Consider the following 14,529-nt stretch of genomic DNA (forward strand, 5'->3'; position numbering starts at 1 on the left):
TATTTGGGGATAATTGAAATTATCCCCAAATATGCTGCATTTACAGGCCATACACCACATCGCTATTATCTGCTCCGACTACGAAAAGTCAAAACGGTTTTACACCGAAATCTTAGGATTTAAAATAGATCATGAAGTTTATCGGGAAGCACGCAGCTCTTACAAACTTGATCTTTCGCTGAACGGCCATTACTGCATTGAGCTTTTTTCGTTTCCTGCCCCACCTGCGCGCGTATCCCGCCCGGAAGCGTGTGGATTGAGACACATTGCATTCAGCGTCTCCGACATAGCAGCGGCTATTTCCGATTTGAATGGAAAGGGTATTTTCCCGGAACCGGTTCGGGTGGATGAATTTACAGGCAAGAAGTTTACTTTTTTCTCAGACCCGGACGATCTGCCGATTGAATTGTATGAAGTTTGATCAGGCTGCGGCGGTAAAACCGAAGCTACGTCGGCCACCGGCTTCCAGCTTGCACAGCATGTCATAAAACTCCGAGGTACGTCTGAGATGTTCGTCCATCAGGCGCTGGGCTTCAGGCTCTCTTTCAAGATAGTTCCTGACACCCTTATAAAGCTGGATTGCAGCAGCCTCAATCTTCTTCAGACAAGAAGCTACTTCCTCCTTTTCCTTAGCGCTTTCAAGCAGTTGCAGCGAAGCATGGGCAGAAATATGATTGTAATCGGCAAGCTCGCGATCATTCAAAAAGCATTTGAAATAATCATAAACCGCCCTTATTTCTTTCTGGAACAAAACGGCACTCACATGCCCCTGGCTCAATACGCGACGGAATGGCCCCATTTCGTCTTTTTTCAAGGCTTCCAGATATAGGATCTCTCTCGTTTTCTGCTCATTCCACAATGAGCGTATCATCTGAATGAACTCATTTCCATTGCTCGCTTCCATATATCGTCGAAGTTAATCTTTGTAGAATAAGTTCTTAAAAAACTATTCCTGAATCCGGCCCCGGCAGCTGCTTTATAACAATTGAAATACTTATTCCTTTTTAAATCACAAATTATTGTTAGTAAGCCTTTCTCTCCGATTCAGTCACAAAAAAACGGACTGTTTACTGGGGTGAATACGCCCTAGCCGCGCGACTGGAAATGGGGAAATTGACAAAGGCAAATCACATACCTGTCCGCATTTTTTTGTCCTGACCAGAAAGCGGCTAACTTTGCTGGCTTTACAATATTTGAGCGCTATTGCGGGTTAACTAAGACAGCACCCATAGCCTAATACAATTTCTGAATATGTCCAAATTCCAGTCCCATATTGGTTTCATTACGATTTTCATTGTCACCGCATGCAAAACCTCGGCTCCGCCCGTGCAAACGGTAGCCGCTCCCCAGCCTCTCATCGAAATCGGCGGCGAACAATTCTCCGTTGACGAATATCAGGACTCTTATAACAAGAATAAATTTGCTTCCGACTCCTCCAAACCTCTGACACCGGAGGAATATTTACCGATATATGCAGATCAGAAGGTAAAAGTGCTGCAAGCGAAAGCAGAAGGTAAAGACACCACGCTCGATTACCGGGAGGAAATTTTCTCGTATCGCGATCAACTGGCCAAAAACCACCTCGTCGACAAAGCGCTGGTTGAGAAACTGACCAACGAAGCTTATAATCGCCTGAAATATGAAGTCCGGGCGTCTCATATACTGATCGGCGTTTCCGAAGATGCTTCTCCGGCAGACACGCTGGAGGCCCACAGAGCTGCCATCTCGCTCCGGGGGAGGCTGGAAGAAGGGACTGATTTCGGGGACATGGCCGCCAGATTCTCGAAAGATCCGGCGGCTAAGACCACCAACGGTGACCTGGGTTACTTCACGGCCTTTCAAACACTTTATCCGATAGAGTCGTCCGCTTATACATTACCCGTGGGCAAAGTATCTCAGCCCGTGCGTACCAAAACCGGCTATCATCTCATCAAGGTAACTGACCGCCGCCCTAACAGGGGAATGGTGCGGGTCGCACATATCATGATAAAAGTGGATACTACTGCCACAGCTGCACAAAAAGAATCTGCAAAAAACAGGATTGAAGAGGCCTATAACCATTTACAGAACGGAGGCGACTGGAACCTGGTGGCAGCAAACTATTCGGATGACACCGAGTCGAGAAAGAATGGCGGGCTGTTGCCGATCTTTGGCACGGGCCAGATGGTACCTGAAATCGAGGAGGCCGCATTTGCGCTAACGCGCGCGAATGCATATTCAAAACCCGTTCTGACGATGTACGGATGGCATATCATCCGGCTGGTTGAGAAGAAACCCCTGGAAACTTTCGCCAATATGGCCCCGTCGCTCCGGAAAAAAGTCGTGAACGATTCCCGCGCAAAAGTGATCGAGCAGGCGAACGCTAAAAGATTGAGAGAAAAATATCCGGTGCAAGAAGTCGCGGACCAATGGAACCTGGTTGCTCCATTAGCCGACAGCACTTTGCGAACAGGCAAATGGGATTATCAACGTGCCGTCACGGCAGATTGGGCAAACGTTATCCTCTTCCGGATCGGACAAAGACCCTATGACGCCCTGTCATTTCTGAATTACATCAAAAGAAGACAGCAACCCAGGCCGAAGGACACCTCTCCCGCCGTACTGTTCAGGCATTACTATGACGATTACATAACGGAGAGCCTTTCTGCCTATGAACGTGAGCATCTGGAAGAGAGCAGCCCCGAATTCCGCAGTTTAATGAACGAGATCCGCGAAGGAGTATTACTTTCGCAGGTAATGGAAGAACAGGTATGGCAGCGCTCACTTTCGGATTCTACCGGGCAGCGGAACTTTTATGAACGAAACAAAGGCCGTTATAACTTCCCCGAACGCGCCATGGCGACGATCGTAGCCGCTAAGGACACACAACTCTTGAACTCGGTCAGGAAAACATTAGCCACCAGTCCATACAAACTGGAAAGGCGGTCTAAAGAAATCCTTTTCCCAGCCAATTCCTCCGAGATCGGAAACCCGCAACTTGACGTGCTGAACGATCTTTACATCATCATGGAAAAGAATGCGGAATACGTGGTTGAAATAGCCGGGTACCGCGCCGGGGATGAACCTGAAACCACCTCTTCCGCACGCGTCAGGAATGTCGTGAAATATTTAAATGCACGAAACATCCCGATTTTGCGTATCATAGAAAAAGACTACGGCTCTTTCCGGCAAACCGCTGAATCAGAACGTAACAGAAGGGTCAGCTTTCAGTTTTACAGCTCGTCCAAAAAGGATGTGGAAAAGGTTTACAATTCAGAAAATCCCGAGGCCGTAACAATCAGGGAGGGATACTTCACAAAAAACGACCCGTTATTGACTGAATTCAAATGGCAAACTGGTGAACAAACGCTCAGCGAAAGTAGCGCTGTGAAATGGATGAACATCACCAAAATAGACGCACCACGCCCGAAAACGTTCCTGGAAGCACGTGGAAGCGTGATCAACGAATATCAAAAAGAACTGGAAAAACAATGGCTCGCCCGGTTGCAGCAAAAATTCCCGGTCAAAGTCAATGCACAGGAATTAGAAAAAATTAAGCGTTAGCCTTATTTTAGCATTTAGAAACCGAATCTGTTTCATTTTTAGGAATTTAATTCAGTAAAACCCGCAGTAATCCAAATCAGAATCCAAGGAGTTATATGAAAGTAAATAAATTGATCACGGCTCATTTAATAGCAATTCTGTCGCTGTTCGTCAGCGCAATAAGCTACGGACAAGGTCAGCAGGGAGTGAGCCTGGATAAGATTATCGCCAGAGTCGATAACCACTACATCCTGAATTCTGAGCTGGAAGAAATGTACAATCAGTACAAGGCCGAAGGAAGGACCGCTCCTGAGAAATGCCAGCTGCTCGAATCGCTTATCATTAATAAAATGTTGCTGGCCAAAGCCGAGATCGACTCAGTGACCGTAGAAGACAAGGAAGTTGACGGAGAGCTGAATGCGAAAATGAACTACATGATCCAGCGCTTCGGCTCAGAAAAGAACATTGTTGAAGCCTACGGCAAAAGCATCGAAAATCTTAAAAACGAGCTGCGTCAACAGGTTAAGGACCAAAAAATCGTAGAAAAGATGCAGCGTACGATTTCGGGCAATGTTAAAATCACGCCATCCGAGGTTCGCAAGTTCTTCAACTCCATTCCCAAAGACAGCTTGCCCTATATCCCGTCCGAGGTTGAGGTCGGGCACATTGTCAAAAAAGGAACAGTTACTCGGGAGCAGAAAGACAAATTGCGGCAGCAATTACAGGACCTTCGGCAGCGGGCTGAAAAGGGTGAAGATTTTGCCACATTGGCGCAGATCTACTCTGAAGACCTTGGTTCCGCAAAAATTGGCGGTGACCTGGGCTTCGCAAAACGGGGTGCGATGGTACCTGAATTTGAGGGTGCCGCCCTTGCACTTAAGCCTGGCGAAATGTCCGGCATTATTGAGTCCCAATTTGGCTTCCACCTTATCAAAATGCTGGAAACAAGGGGAGCTGAATACCACACCCGCCACATCCTCCTCCGCCCCGACTATAACAAGGGTACCGACATGACATTGGCGACCCGCGCACTCGACAGCTTGCGGATCCTGATCAAAAGCGACTCCTTGAAATTTGCCAAAGCGGCCCTGAATAACTCGGACGACAAGGAGACCGCAGAATCGGGTGGGCTGATTCAGGACAGAAGCACTGGTCTGGCGAAGCTTACCCTGGATGCGTCCATGGATCCGGCATTGTACTTCGCGATTGACACGATGAAAGTCGGAGACCTAAGCATGCCCGTATCTTATCGTCTGGAAGACGGCAGCAGCGCCATGCGGATACTTTGGTATAAGAGCAAGTCGGAGCCGCATACTGCCAATCTCCACGACGACTACGAAAAACTGGCGCAGATCGTGTTGAGCAACAAACGCAACAATGCATTGGAAGAGTGGTTCAAAAAAGCCCAGGGTGACGTATTTATCAGCATCGAACCTGAGTACAAAAACTGTAAGGTACTTGGCCTGGCCGCCAAAGGGGACGATATATAGCGTTCACGGACGACAATCTTTGCATTAAACGAGTTGAAAATCTAATCCAAAATAACGTGAAGTATTCATCGGACGTAGAAGCTGCCGAAGCTATGAAAGTAGCTTATGATAAAATCCGTAGTGAAATCGGGAATGTGATTATAGGCCAGGATGATGTAGTGAAAAGGTTGCTCACCGCTATTTTTTGCCAGGGGCACTGCCTGCTGGTGGGCGTTCCGGGCCTCGCCAAAACGTTACTCATTCAAACAATCGCCTCCTCCCTCGATTTAAATTTCAACCGGATACAGTTTACGCCCGACCTGATGCCTTCCGATATCCTGGGCTCGGAAACCCTGGACCAGAACCGCAATTTCAAATTCATCAAGGGTCCTATCTTCGCCAATATTATCCTGGCTGACGAAATCAACCGGACACCACCCAAGACTCAATCGGCATTGCTGGAAGCGATGCAGGAATATTCGGTCACTATTGCTGGTGTAAAACACTCGCTGGACAGACCATTCTTTGTGCTGGCCACGCAAAACCCGATCGAGCAGGAAGGTACTTATCCCCTGCCCGAAGCACAGCTCGACCGGTTTATGTTTATGATCCAGCTCGATTATCCTTCGTACACTGAGGAAGTCAATATCGTTAAGAGCACCACTACCGACAACCGCTATGAGGTCAAAAAGGTAATCAGTGCCGAGGAGATCACCGATTTCCAACACCTGGTACGTCGTGTTCCCGTGACCGATCACGTGATCGAATACGCCGTCAAACTCGTCCATAAAACACGGCCAACCGGCGGATTGGCAGTGAAGGATACCAACGATTACCTGGAATGGGGCGCCGGGCCGCGTGCGTCGCAGGCCCTGATTCTCGCTGCGAAATGTAATGCTTTGCTATCAGGAAAATACTCCCCGGACATCGAAGATGTGAAGGCAGTGGCATTGCCGGTATTGCGTCACCGCATCATCCGAAATTTCAAAGCGGAGGCAGAAGGCATTTCGGTGGACGATATTATCGGCAGACTGGTCTGACCGACGTTCCGGACACAGTAGGTTTTACGAATACAGCATTTATAAGTTTGTGTGATCCCCGGATGGCACAAACTTTTTTGTTTTATACCCATCATCAATCCGCTTGATATCGCATGACATCCATTCAAGGAAAAAACTATATCGGATTCGCACGCTCTGCCGTCGGAAACCGAAAACTGAAAGCCTATGTCCCCGCATCAGACACTTTTCTCCCGGAAGACTTCTATAGTGCCACAATCGACGAAGTAAACCGCACGATGCAGCTTGCCGAAAAGGCCTTTGACAGCTATTCACAGGTGTCGGCCGCCCGACGTGCCGATTTTCTGATCGCAATCACGGAAGAGCTACTCGCATTGGGTGACCAGCTCCTGGAAAGGGCAAATCTTGAAACAGGATTACCTTTAGCCCGCTTGCAAGGAGAGCGTACCCGGACGATCAACCAGCTCTCCCAGTTTGCAGATCTGCTCCGCGAAGGCTCGTGGGTAGAAGCGTCGATCGATACTGCTCGTCCTGACCGGGCACCGGTCCCTAAACCTGACATCCGAAAAATGCTTGTGCCCATCGGCCCGGTTATCGTGTTCGGTTCGAGCAATTTCCCATTTGCGTATTCCGTCGCAGGTGTTGATACAGCGCCGGCATTGGCCGCCGGAAATCCGGTCATTGTCAAGGCGCATGCCGCACATCCTGGAGTAAGCGATCTGACTGCTCAGGCAGTTGTGCGTGCGGCTACACGCACAGGTATGCCCGACGGCACTTTTTCGATGCTTTACGATGATGGTTTCGAAGTCGGTACAGCCTTAGTAAAACATCCGGCCAGTAAAGCGGTTGGGTTTACAGGATCTTACAAGGGCGGAATGGCCCTGTACCGACTTGCACAACAACGCGATGAACCAATTCCTGTCTATGCTGAAATGGGCAGCGTCAATCCGATCGTGGTTTTGCCACAATACCTGAAAAACAATGCGTCGGAATTGGGTAAAGTCCTCGCATCCTCCGTCAGTTTGGGTGCGGGACAATTCTGTACTAATCCAGGGCTTGTTTTTGTAACTCAATCCGAAGGGTTCGAGGTATTCCGGGACTCATATAAAGCTGAGATCCTGAATACTACATCGGCAACTATGCTGACGGCCGGTATCTGTAAAAATTATTATAAACTTCGCGGAGAGGCATTGGAGCAGCCCCAGGTTTCCGCCCTGGCTGTTTCAAACAATCATGGCGATGGGAAAAACCAGGCAGAGTCGTCCATCGCAATGGTATCGGGAAAGAATTTCATTGCTAACCCAAAATTACATGAGGAAGTGTTCGGTCCATTCTCGCTGCTGATCGTGTGTGATGATACCGCAGAGCTCTTCGAAGCGATATCGCATTTAAAGGGCCAACTCACCGCCACGCTCATGGCGGAAGAGCCGGAAGTCAGCGCATATCCTGCTATTGTGCGCCAGCTAGCCAAAATTGCCGGGCGTTTTATCATGAACGGTGTGCCAACCGGTGTCGAGGTTTGCCCCTCAATTCATCATGGCGGGCCATTTCCAGCCACAGCTGATCCCAAATTCACGTCGGTAGGCAGGAATTCTATTTTGCGTTTTGTCAGACCGCAGTCTTACCAGAATTGGCCTGATGCGCTGCTACCCGAAGAACTTAAAAACGATAATCCGCTGGGGATTTTCAGGCTCGTCGATAATGTGCAGACCCAAGATGCTATCTGAGCATTGCGGTCCGGGTTATGAAAAAAGGTTATCCGAGTAACCTACTTCCACCAGAAATAAGCCTGCCGCCGGGGCCTGTGCCCCGGCGTTTTTTCTGTTCCGCGACAGGATGATTTGCTCAAAATCTTCGACTGTCAACTTCCCCCGTCCTACTTCCAGCATTGTTCCCACCAGGGCCCTAACCATTCCTCTCAAAAACCGGTTGGCTTTAACGTGAAACGTCAGCATTTCTCCCGAGTCGACCCATTCCGCCTGCGTAATGCTGCAACGGAAATTATTGACATTTGTATGGATCTTGCTAAAACTTTCGAAATCGTTGTGCACAAGCAGCAGTTTAGCGGCACTGTTCATCAAACCAACATCGAGGTCACCCCTGAGCTGATAGGCAAGATCTGTCAGAAAGGCATTTTTGTGTCGGATGATCCTGTATTCATACTTTCTGTGCGTGGCGGCAAAGCGGGAATGAACGTCGTCGGCCACTTGAACAAACCTGCGCACCGCCACATCCCTGGGAATCAGCGCATTCACTTTATAGGCCAGCAAATCGGGATTATCGATGGCAGTGGGTAAATCAAAATGCGCAAATTGTTGTTCTGCATGAACCCCGGTATCCGTACGGCTGCTCCCCGTCAGATCAACGGACATTCTAAGGACTTTCGAGAGTGCTTCTTCCAGCACTTCCTGAATGCCCAATGCGTTGTTCTGTTTTTGCCAGCCATTGTAGGCGGTTCCGCGGTAACTGAATTCTAGGAAATAGCGCATTTTGCAAAATTAAACCAAAGCACCGGGATTTACGATTTAGGGGAGCTGATTGCGGAATTTGCGGGAAGAAGGTTAACTTTGAGAATTGGACAATTTCATTTTAGTATGATTACGGAAGAGAAAAAAGAAGAGAAAAGCCTGAATTTTATCGAGGAGATTATCGACACTGACCTTCAATCAGGAAAATATACCCGGATTATTACACGCTTTCCACCCGAACCCAATGGTTATCTGCACATTGGGCATGCTACCAGCATTTGCCTGAATTTCGGACTCACCAAGAAGTTTCCGGGTTATACCAATCTGCGATTTGACGATACCAACCCGGTGACGGAAGACACCGAATATGTCGAGAATATCAAGAATGACATTCGCTGGCTGGGTTTTGAGTGGGAAAATGAACATTACGCATCCGACTATTTCGACACCCTTTACGGCTACGCGATCAAGCTGATCAACGAAGGTCTTGCCTATGTAGACGATTCTACTTCGGAAGAAATCGCCGCTTTGAAAGGAACACCCACGGAGCCGGGGAAAGACAGTCCTTACCGCAACCGTACGGCGGAGGAGAATCTTGCACTTTTCGAACAAATGAAAAATGGTGCATTCCCTGACGGCAGCCGCACATTGCGCGCCAGGATCGGCATGGGTCACATCAATATGCTCATGCGCGACCCGATCCTGTACCGTATCAAACATGCGCATCACCACCGCACCGGCGACAAGTGGTGCATTTACCCTATGTACGACTTCGCACACGGACAAAGCGATTCCATCGAAACCGTAACTCATTCAATCTGTACACTCGAATTCGCACCGCACCGTGAATTGTACGACTGGCTGATTGAAAAACTGGGCATCTATACCTCTCATCAATATGAATTTGCCCGCCGCAATCTCAACTATACCGTCACCAGCAAGCGCAAATTGCTCCAACTGGTACAGGAGGGACACGTAAACGGGTGGGACGACCCGCGCATGCCGACGATCAGCGGAATGCGGAGAAGAGGCTATACACCGGAAAGCATCCGGGACTTCTGCGACCGGATCGGTATTGCCAAGCGCGAAAATATAGTGGACGTAGGCCTGTTGGAATTCTGTGTACGGGAAGACCTCAACAAAAAAGCACTCCGCAGAATGGTCGTGCTTGATCCATTAAAGATTGTGATTACCAACTTCCCGGAGGGTGTTACTGAAATGTGTCATAGCGAAAACAATCCGGAGGATATCTCGGCAGGTATTCGTGATATTCCTTTCACGAGAGAGCTTTTCATCGAGAAAGAGGACTTCATGGAGGTTCCATCCAAGAAATACTTCCGCCTCGCACCAGGCAAAATGGTCCGCTTGAAGGGCGCCTACATTATTCAGTGCGATGACTTTGTGAAGGACGAAAATGGCGAGATCACCGAAGTTCGCTGCGCCTATATCGAAAACAGCAAAAGCGGGCAGGATACTACGGGTATCAATGTAAAGGGAACCCTGCACTGGGTGTCAGCCGTGCATGGCGTGGAAGTCGAAGTCCGCTTGTATGACCGCCTCTTCTCCGTTGAAGACGTTTCTTCCGAAGATGGCGACTTCAAGGAATATCTCAACCGCGACTCCCTGCATATCATTACCGGTCATGCAGAACCAGCACTGCTTGAAGCGAGCGAAGGGGAATCATTCCAGTTCCTGCGCAAGGGGTATTTTGCCAAAGACCCTGACAGTACACCAGAAAAACCTGTTTTCAACCGTACGGCGACATTGCGCGATAACTGGGCAAAGACCAGCAGCTAATCAACCATTCAACATTAGTAAATGCCGCAGGTTAAAAGCCTGCGGCATTTAATTAGATTGCTTACAAATAACTTGCGTGGCAAAAAGTTTGAATCTATCTTTGTGTAACAATTTCCACGATTCAAATTCTTTGCCGTCAGTGAATACCCAGAATGAATTGTTTAGTACCGCCAAAGGGTACAGCCTGCAGTGTGATCTAACTTCCCGGATTGTCCTTCATTTTGGTGAAATCCAAGCTTCTTTTAAAATCCTCGATTTCCTGAATTTTCGTCGGCTCATTAATGGCATCGATATCCATAGCAAGATTTTCGATCTGTCGGACGAGTCTGACTATGAGTTTGTTGAAGCCCCTCAGCTCAATCTTCATCATAAAATGACGCTCTGCGAGGTGATCCAGTTAAGGGAACTTGTCAACGGCACCCACTTCGCAATCGAGCTGAATTCAATGCTCCATCAAATTCTCTTTACTGAGCAAGAATTAGTCTAAATTACTCATACAGACTATATTAGACCGGTTCCAAATTTCGAAAAGGATTTGGAATGCTGAACTTTCGCATGATATTTGCACTTACTAAGACACGTAAAACAAGCAAAATCATGAAAGACTTACTGAGACAACGTACTTCCCTCAAAGAGGAGATAGAGATACTTTTGAACAACCAGGTAAAAATGGAAGCTGAGGCTTCTGCTAAATATCTGGCCATGGCCTCGTGGTGCGACCGTAACGGTTTCAAGCACAGCGCAGCGTACTTCCTTAAACAGTCAGACGAAGAGCGCGGCCATATGCTAAAAATCTTCAACTACCTGATGACAGTTGGTGGTACGGCGATCTCTCCCGAAATTTCAGGGGTGAAGCAGGAGTACCCTACTTTCAAAAGTGTATTTGAAACTGCGCTTCAAAGCGAAATCGCAGTTACACAATCTATCAACCGCATCATCACTCAAAGCCGCAAAGAAGAAGATTATGCAACTGAAAACTTCCTGCAATGGTTCGTAAGCGAGCAGATCGAGGAAGAAGACAATGCGCGCCGGGCGATCGAGCTGTTTGATGTAATTGGCGAAGACGGTACCGGTCTGTATGTGATCGACAAAGCGATCGCTAAAATCGGCCACGACGAATAATATAGTTTCTGATAAACAAAAATAGCTGCCCGGAAGAGCAGCTATTTTTGTTTATACTCTCGTAAAATACTTTCGTTCCCAAACCCGGTACCAGTTTTTATTGGCAGGATATCTGCGATGCGCTGCAAACCGGTTCACCATCACAGCCACAAAAAGAAGGATCAATACACCGCTCAACACGGGGCTCACGACATACATGTAGCCAAGTGCTTTGATTTTCTCCGATCCGATGTTAGCGATCAACGCGGTAGCACCGCCCGGCGGATGCAGCGTTTTGGTCACCTGCATCAGTACAATCGAAACAGAAACTGCAAAGGCGGATGACAGCCACATCTGATCCGGAATAATTTTATGGATCGTCACCCCAACGAGCGCGCACACAAGGTGCCCGCCGATCAGGTTGCGCGGCTGCGCGAGCGGACTGTTGACAATGCCATAAATGAGCACCGACGACGCTCCGAAAGAACCTATTAAAAACAAGTGGTCAGCGTCCGTAAATTTTTGGTCGTTAAGCAGTCCGATGAGGCCTATACCGAGGAACGAGCCCAGGAAAGTCCAGAAATGATCTTTAAAATCGATGAGTGTCTCTTTGTAAACTACGTAACGGACCAATCTTGCGTTACGTCTGATCCTTTTTCTCAAAATAGTAGAACTTTTGTTTGAAGTAGCCTTGAAAATAGAACTATAACGGGATGTGAATGGTTCGTAAAATGTCGGGAGCATTCTTAACTCCCTCCCAATAACAGCTACTATTCCCTTCCAAATATACAAAAAACGGCTCAGGTCAGACAGATCCGCGCCCGAAACTGACATCAAAATTTGGCACCTCTTTTGTTGGGTTGCGAAATTAAAAATAGTAGTATTGCAATAGCACCGTTGATTTGCCTGCATGAATTACCTCGACGAATTCAAAAAGTTTATTTCCAGCCATTACCTGTCAACCGGTGTACGTTTAACCCTGGGCACAATCATTCCGAGCCTTATTTTTCAGCACTATGGTATGCTGAGTGAGATGATTGCGTTTCCGCTCGGCACCCTGCTCATCGGCGGAACCGATAACCCCGGCCCTTACCACAGAAGACGGAATGCATTGCTCGTCGCGATCGCGACCTGTTTCGTAGTGGCGTGCATCACAGGCTATCTCCGGCATATCCACTTTGTCATCTTTGTCGAAATCATCATTTTCGGAATGTTTTTCTCTTTGGTGGGTGTTTATGGCAACCGCGTGAACAGCATTGGTCTGATCTCCCTGCTCGTTTTTGTATTTAACATTGACGACCACCTTAGCGGCGACATGGTACTGCGCACCGCGGTTATCTTCTCGGCCGGCGGGATATGGTACTTCATGCTTTTCATGATTCTCCAAAAACTCCTGCCCTACAAGCTTATCCAGCAGTTGCTGGGAGAAAATTTTGTGGAGCTGGGAAAGCTGCTTTATATCAAGGCGGACTACTATTTTGCCAAACCCGATTATGATGAACTGTTCAACCGCATGGTGCACCAGCAGGTGATCCTTCGCGAAAACCACGAAAACCTGCGCGAAATCCTTTTCAGGACCCGCGAGATCGTCACCGAATCCACCACCAAAAGCCGGATCCTGATGTTGATGTTTCTCGACAGCATCGACCTATTTGAAAGAATCCTGAATTCGCAGCAAAACTACGCCAACCTGCATCGCGCATTCGACCATACCAAAGTGCTAAGGCTGTTTGGGACCTACATCACTTGGCTGGCGGCCGAAATCCAGCAGATTGGTCTTGCTGTGCAAAGCGGCTTTGCGTCCCATCCGAAACACGATCTTGATGAAGCGTTCAACAAATGTCAGCGTGCATTCGAGCGCATGCGTGAACACAAGATGAACCATGACAACATGGAAGATTTCATCATGCTTCGTCAGATTCTCAATAGTTTGCAGGACGTCACCGAACGGGTCAAAAAGCTGCACCGGGCCACCAAATACGAGGCTGACGCAAGTGCCGACTATCAGGTGACTGTCGAGGCCGACGATTTCACTCCCAAGCAAGATTATCATCCCCGTATTCTGCTTGACAATCTGTCCCTTAAATCCAGCCATTTCCGGCACGCGGTGCGGGTAACATTAGGCCTGCTGGCGGGTTACACCGCCTCATTATTCTTCGATGTAGGGCACGGTTACTGGATATTGCTCACGATTGCAGTTATCCTGAAACCCGCATTCAGCATTACCAAGCAACGTAACATTCACCGGATCGGCGGGACCATTCTCGGCGTAATCACCGGTTTCCTTTTTTTATATCTGATCGATGACGGCACAGTATTGTTCATTCTGATGATGGTAGCCATGATACTGGCTTATAGTTTTCTCAAAATCAACTATTTCGTCGCTTCTACCAGCATTACTTTGTATGTGATATTGTCATTCGACTTTCTCAGTCCGCAGCACGTGACTTCGGTATTGCAAGACCGCGTGATCGATACCGTGATCGGGTCAGTGATCGCATATATTATTTCGTCTTATGTACTACCGGTGTGGGAGCATTCGCAGATCAAACAATACATGAAAGAGGCATTGAATGCCAACCGAAAATATTTTGATCTCGTTGCAGCCAAATTCACCGGAAAACAATTGGATATCAGCGAATTGAAAGTACTTCGAAAAGATGCCATCATTGCTATGGCCAATCTTTCGGACAACTTTCAGAAAATGCTTTCCGAGCCGAAACGGCAACAACTGAATATGGAAGAGTACCATCAGTTTGTAGCTACAAGCCATATGCTAACGTCGTACATCGCGTCGCTCTCCACCTATGCGCAGACACTCGAGTACTCCGAGTTTTCAGTTGAATTTGAAATGATGATACGACAGATCGACCGCCAGCTGCAGGCCGCTATGGACGTGATCGACGGCAAGACCAGCAATAGCCTGGAAATAGTCCGGGAATCATTGCCACAAAACCAGCGACTGGTTGAGCTTCTTGCGCAACGAAAAAAGGAAATTAAGGAATTGGGAATTGAAAAGGCTGATCAATCGCCGGCCCGGAAAATGTTGTCGGATCTTAAAACCATCAACGGACTTTTTGAGCTGATCAGCACAATCTCCATTGACGAAATCAAAATATTGCAGAAGATCAAAACTGCACAAATTCATTAAAA

General features: G+C 48.0%; 12 protein-coding genes. 9 read left to right on the forward strand and 3 right to left on the reverse strand.

Annotated features, from left to right (window positions below; genetic code table 11):
* The first annotated feature begins 31 nt into the window (after positions 1-31).
* A complete protein-coding gene (gloA2, locus tag BP71_RS15890) occupies positions 32-421 on the forward strand; it encodes an SMU1112c/YaeR family gloxylase I-like metalloprotein (protein WP_496380868.1) in 390 nt (129 codons plus the stop codon).
* Here gloA2 and BP71_RS15895 read toward each other — a convergent pair whose 3' ends face one another.
* On the reverse strand, positions 422-904 hold the full coding sequence (locus BP71_RS15895; protein ID WP_496380870.1) for a hypothetical protein: 483 nt from the start codon (positions 902-904) through the stop codon (positions 422-424).
* A gap of 347 nt (positions 905-1,251) precedes the next feature.
* On the opposite strand from BP71_RS15895, the gene BP71_RS15900 reads away from it, so the two are divergent.
* From BP71_RS15900 to BP71_RS15915, 4 genes are all read left to right on the forward strand, one after another.
* A complete protein-coding gene (locus BP71_RS15900; RefSeq protein ID WP_496380872.1) occupies positions 1,252-3,543 on the forward strand; it encodes a peptidylprolyl isomerase in 2,292 nt (763 codons plus the stop codon).
* A 95-nt stretch (positions 3,544-3,638) separates the two neighbouring features.
* Positions 3,639-5,012, forward strand: coding sequence for a peptidylprolyl isomerase (locus BP71_RS15905; RefSeq protein WP_496380874.1), 1,374 nt, complete (start codon positions 3,639-3,641; stop codon positions 5,010-5,012).
* 56 nt (positions 5,013-5,068) lie between these two features.
* Positions 5,069-6,031, forward strand: coding sequence for an AAA family ATPase (locus BP71_RS15910; RefSeq protein WP_496380876.1), 963 nt, complete (start codon positions 5,069-5,071; stop codon positions 6,029-6,031).
* Positions 6,032-6,144: 113 nt separating this feature from the next.
* Complete coding sequence (locus BP71_RS15915) at positions 6,145-7,737, forward strand: aldehyde dehydrogenase (NADP(+)) (protein ID WP_496380878.1); 1,593 nt, start codon at positions 6,145-6,147, stop codon at positions 7,735-7,737.
* A 15-nt stretch (positions 7,738-7,752) separates the two neighbouring features.
* On the opposite strand, the gene truA is transcribed toward BP71_RS15915, so the two are convergent.
* Positions 7,753-8,499 carry a tRNA pseudouridine(38-40) synthase TruA gene (gene truA / locus BP71_RS15920; protein ID WP_496380880.1) on the reverse strand — a complete coding sequence of 249 codons (747 nt, stop codon included), beginning with the start codon at positions 8,497-8,499 and terminating at the stop codon, positions 7,753-7,755.
* A gap of 105 nt (positions 8,500-8,604) precedes the next feature.
* Between truA and BP71_RS15925 the strand changes: the two genes are divergently transcribed.
* The 3 genes from BP71_RS15925 to BP71_RS15935 all read left to right on the forward strand — a co-directional run bounded on the left by BP71_RS15925 (position 8,605) and on the right by BP71_RS15935 (position 11,397).
* On the forward strand, positions 8,605-10,275 hold the full coding sequence (locus tag BP71_RS15925; protein WP_496380882.1) for a glutamine--tRNA ligase/YqeY domain fusion protein: 1,671 nt from the start codon (positions 8,605-8,607) through the stop codon (positions 10,273-10,275).
* A 139-nt stretch (positions 10,276-10,414) separates the two neighbouring features.
* Positions 10,415-10,762, forward strand: a complete 348-nt coding sequence (locus tag BP71_RS15930) for a hypothetical protein (RefSeq protein WP_496380884.1) — start codon at positions 10,415-10,417, stop codon at positions 10,760-10,762.
* A gap of 110 nt (positions 10,763-10,872) precedes the next feature.
* Positions 10,873-11,397 carry a ferritin gene (locus BP71_RS15935; protein ID WP_496380886.1) on the forward strand — a complete coding sequence of 175 codons (525 nt, stop codon included), beginning with the start codon at positions 10,873-10,875 and terminating at the stop codon, positions 11,395-11,397.
* 51 nt (positions 11,398-11,448) lie between these two features.
* On the opposite strand, the gene BP71_RS15940 is transcribed toward BP71_RS15935, so the two are convergent.
* Positions 11,449-12,042: an HPP family protein gene (locus BP71_RS15940; RefSeq protein WP_496381847.1), complete on the reverse strand. Its 594-nt coding sequence runs from the start codon at positions 12,040-12,042 to the stop codon at positions 11,449-11,451.
* Between the two features lie 244 nt (positions 12,043-12,286).
* Here BP71_RS15940 and BP71_RS15945 point away from each other — a divergent pair, with 244 nt between their 5' ends.
* Positions 12,287-14,527, forward strand: coding sequence for an FUSC family protein (locus BP71_RS15945; RefSeq protein WP_496380888.1), 2,241 nt, complete (start codon positions 12,287-12,289; stop codon positions 14,525-14,527).
* The last annotated feature ends 2 nt before the right edge of the window (positions 14,528-14,529 follow it).

The sequence above is a fragment of the Dyadobacter ginsengisoli DSM 21015 genome, assembly GCF_059568735.1.

Excerpts from the sequence above, each read along its gene's own strand:
- BP71_RS15905 (WP_496380874.1), top strand. The coding sequence starts at position 3,639 with ATGAAAGTAAATAAATTGATCACGGCTCATTTAATAGCAATTCTGTCG.
- BP71_RS15900 (WP_496380872.1), top strand. The coding sequence starts at position 1,252 with ATGTCCAAATTCCAGTCCCATATTGGTTTCATTACGATTTTCATTGTC.
- gloA2 (WP_496380868.1), top strand. The coding sequence starts at position 32 with ATGCTGCATTTACAGGCCATACACCACATCGCTATTATCTGCTCCGAC.
- BP71_RS15925 (WP_496380882.1), top strand. The coding sequence starts at position 8,605 with ATGATTACGGAAGAGAAAAAAGAAGAGAAAAGCCTGAATTTTATCGAG.
- BP71_RS15915 (WP_496380878.1), top strand. The coding sequence starts at position 6,145 with ATGACATCCATTCAAGGAAAAAACTATATCGGATTCGCACGCTCTGCC.
- BP71_RS15935 (WP_496380886.1), top strand. The coding sequence starts at position 10,873 with ATGAAAGACTTACTGAGACAACGTACTTCCCTCAAAGAGGAGATAGAG.
- BP71_RS15895 (WP_496380870.1), bottom strand. The coding sequence starts at position 904 with ATGGAAGCGAGCAATGGAAATGAGTTCATTCAGATGATACGCTCATTG.
- BP71_RS15945 (WP_496380888.1), top strand. The coding sequence starts at position 12,287 with ATGAATTACCTCGACGAATTCAAAAAGTTTATTTCCAGCCATTACCTG.
- truA (WP_496380880.1), bottom strand. The coding sequence starts at position 8,499 with ATGCGCTATTTCCTAGAATTCAGTTACCGCGGAACCGCCTACAATGGC.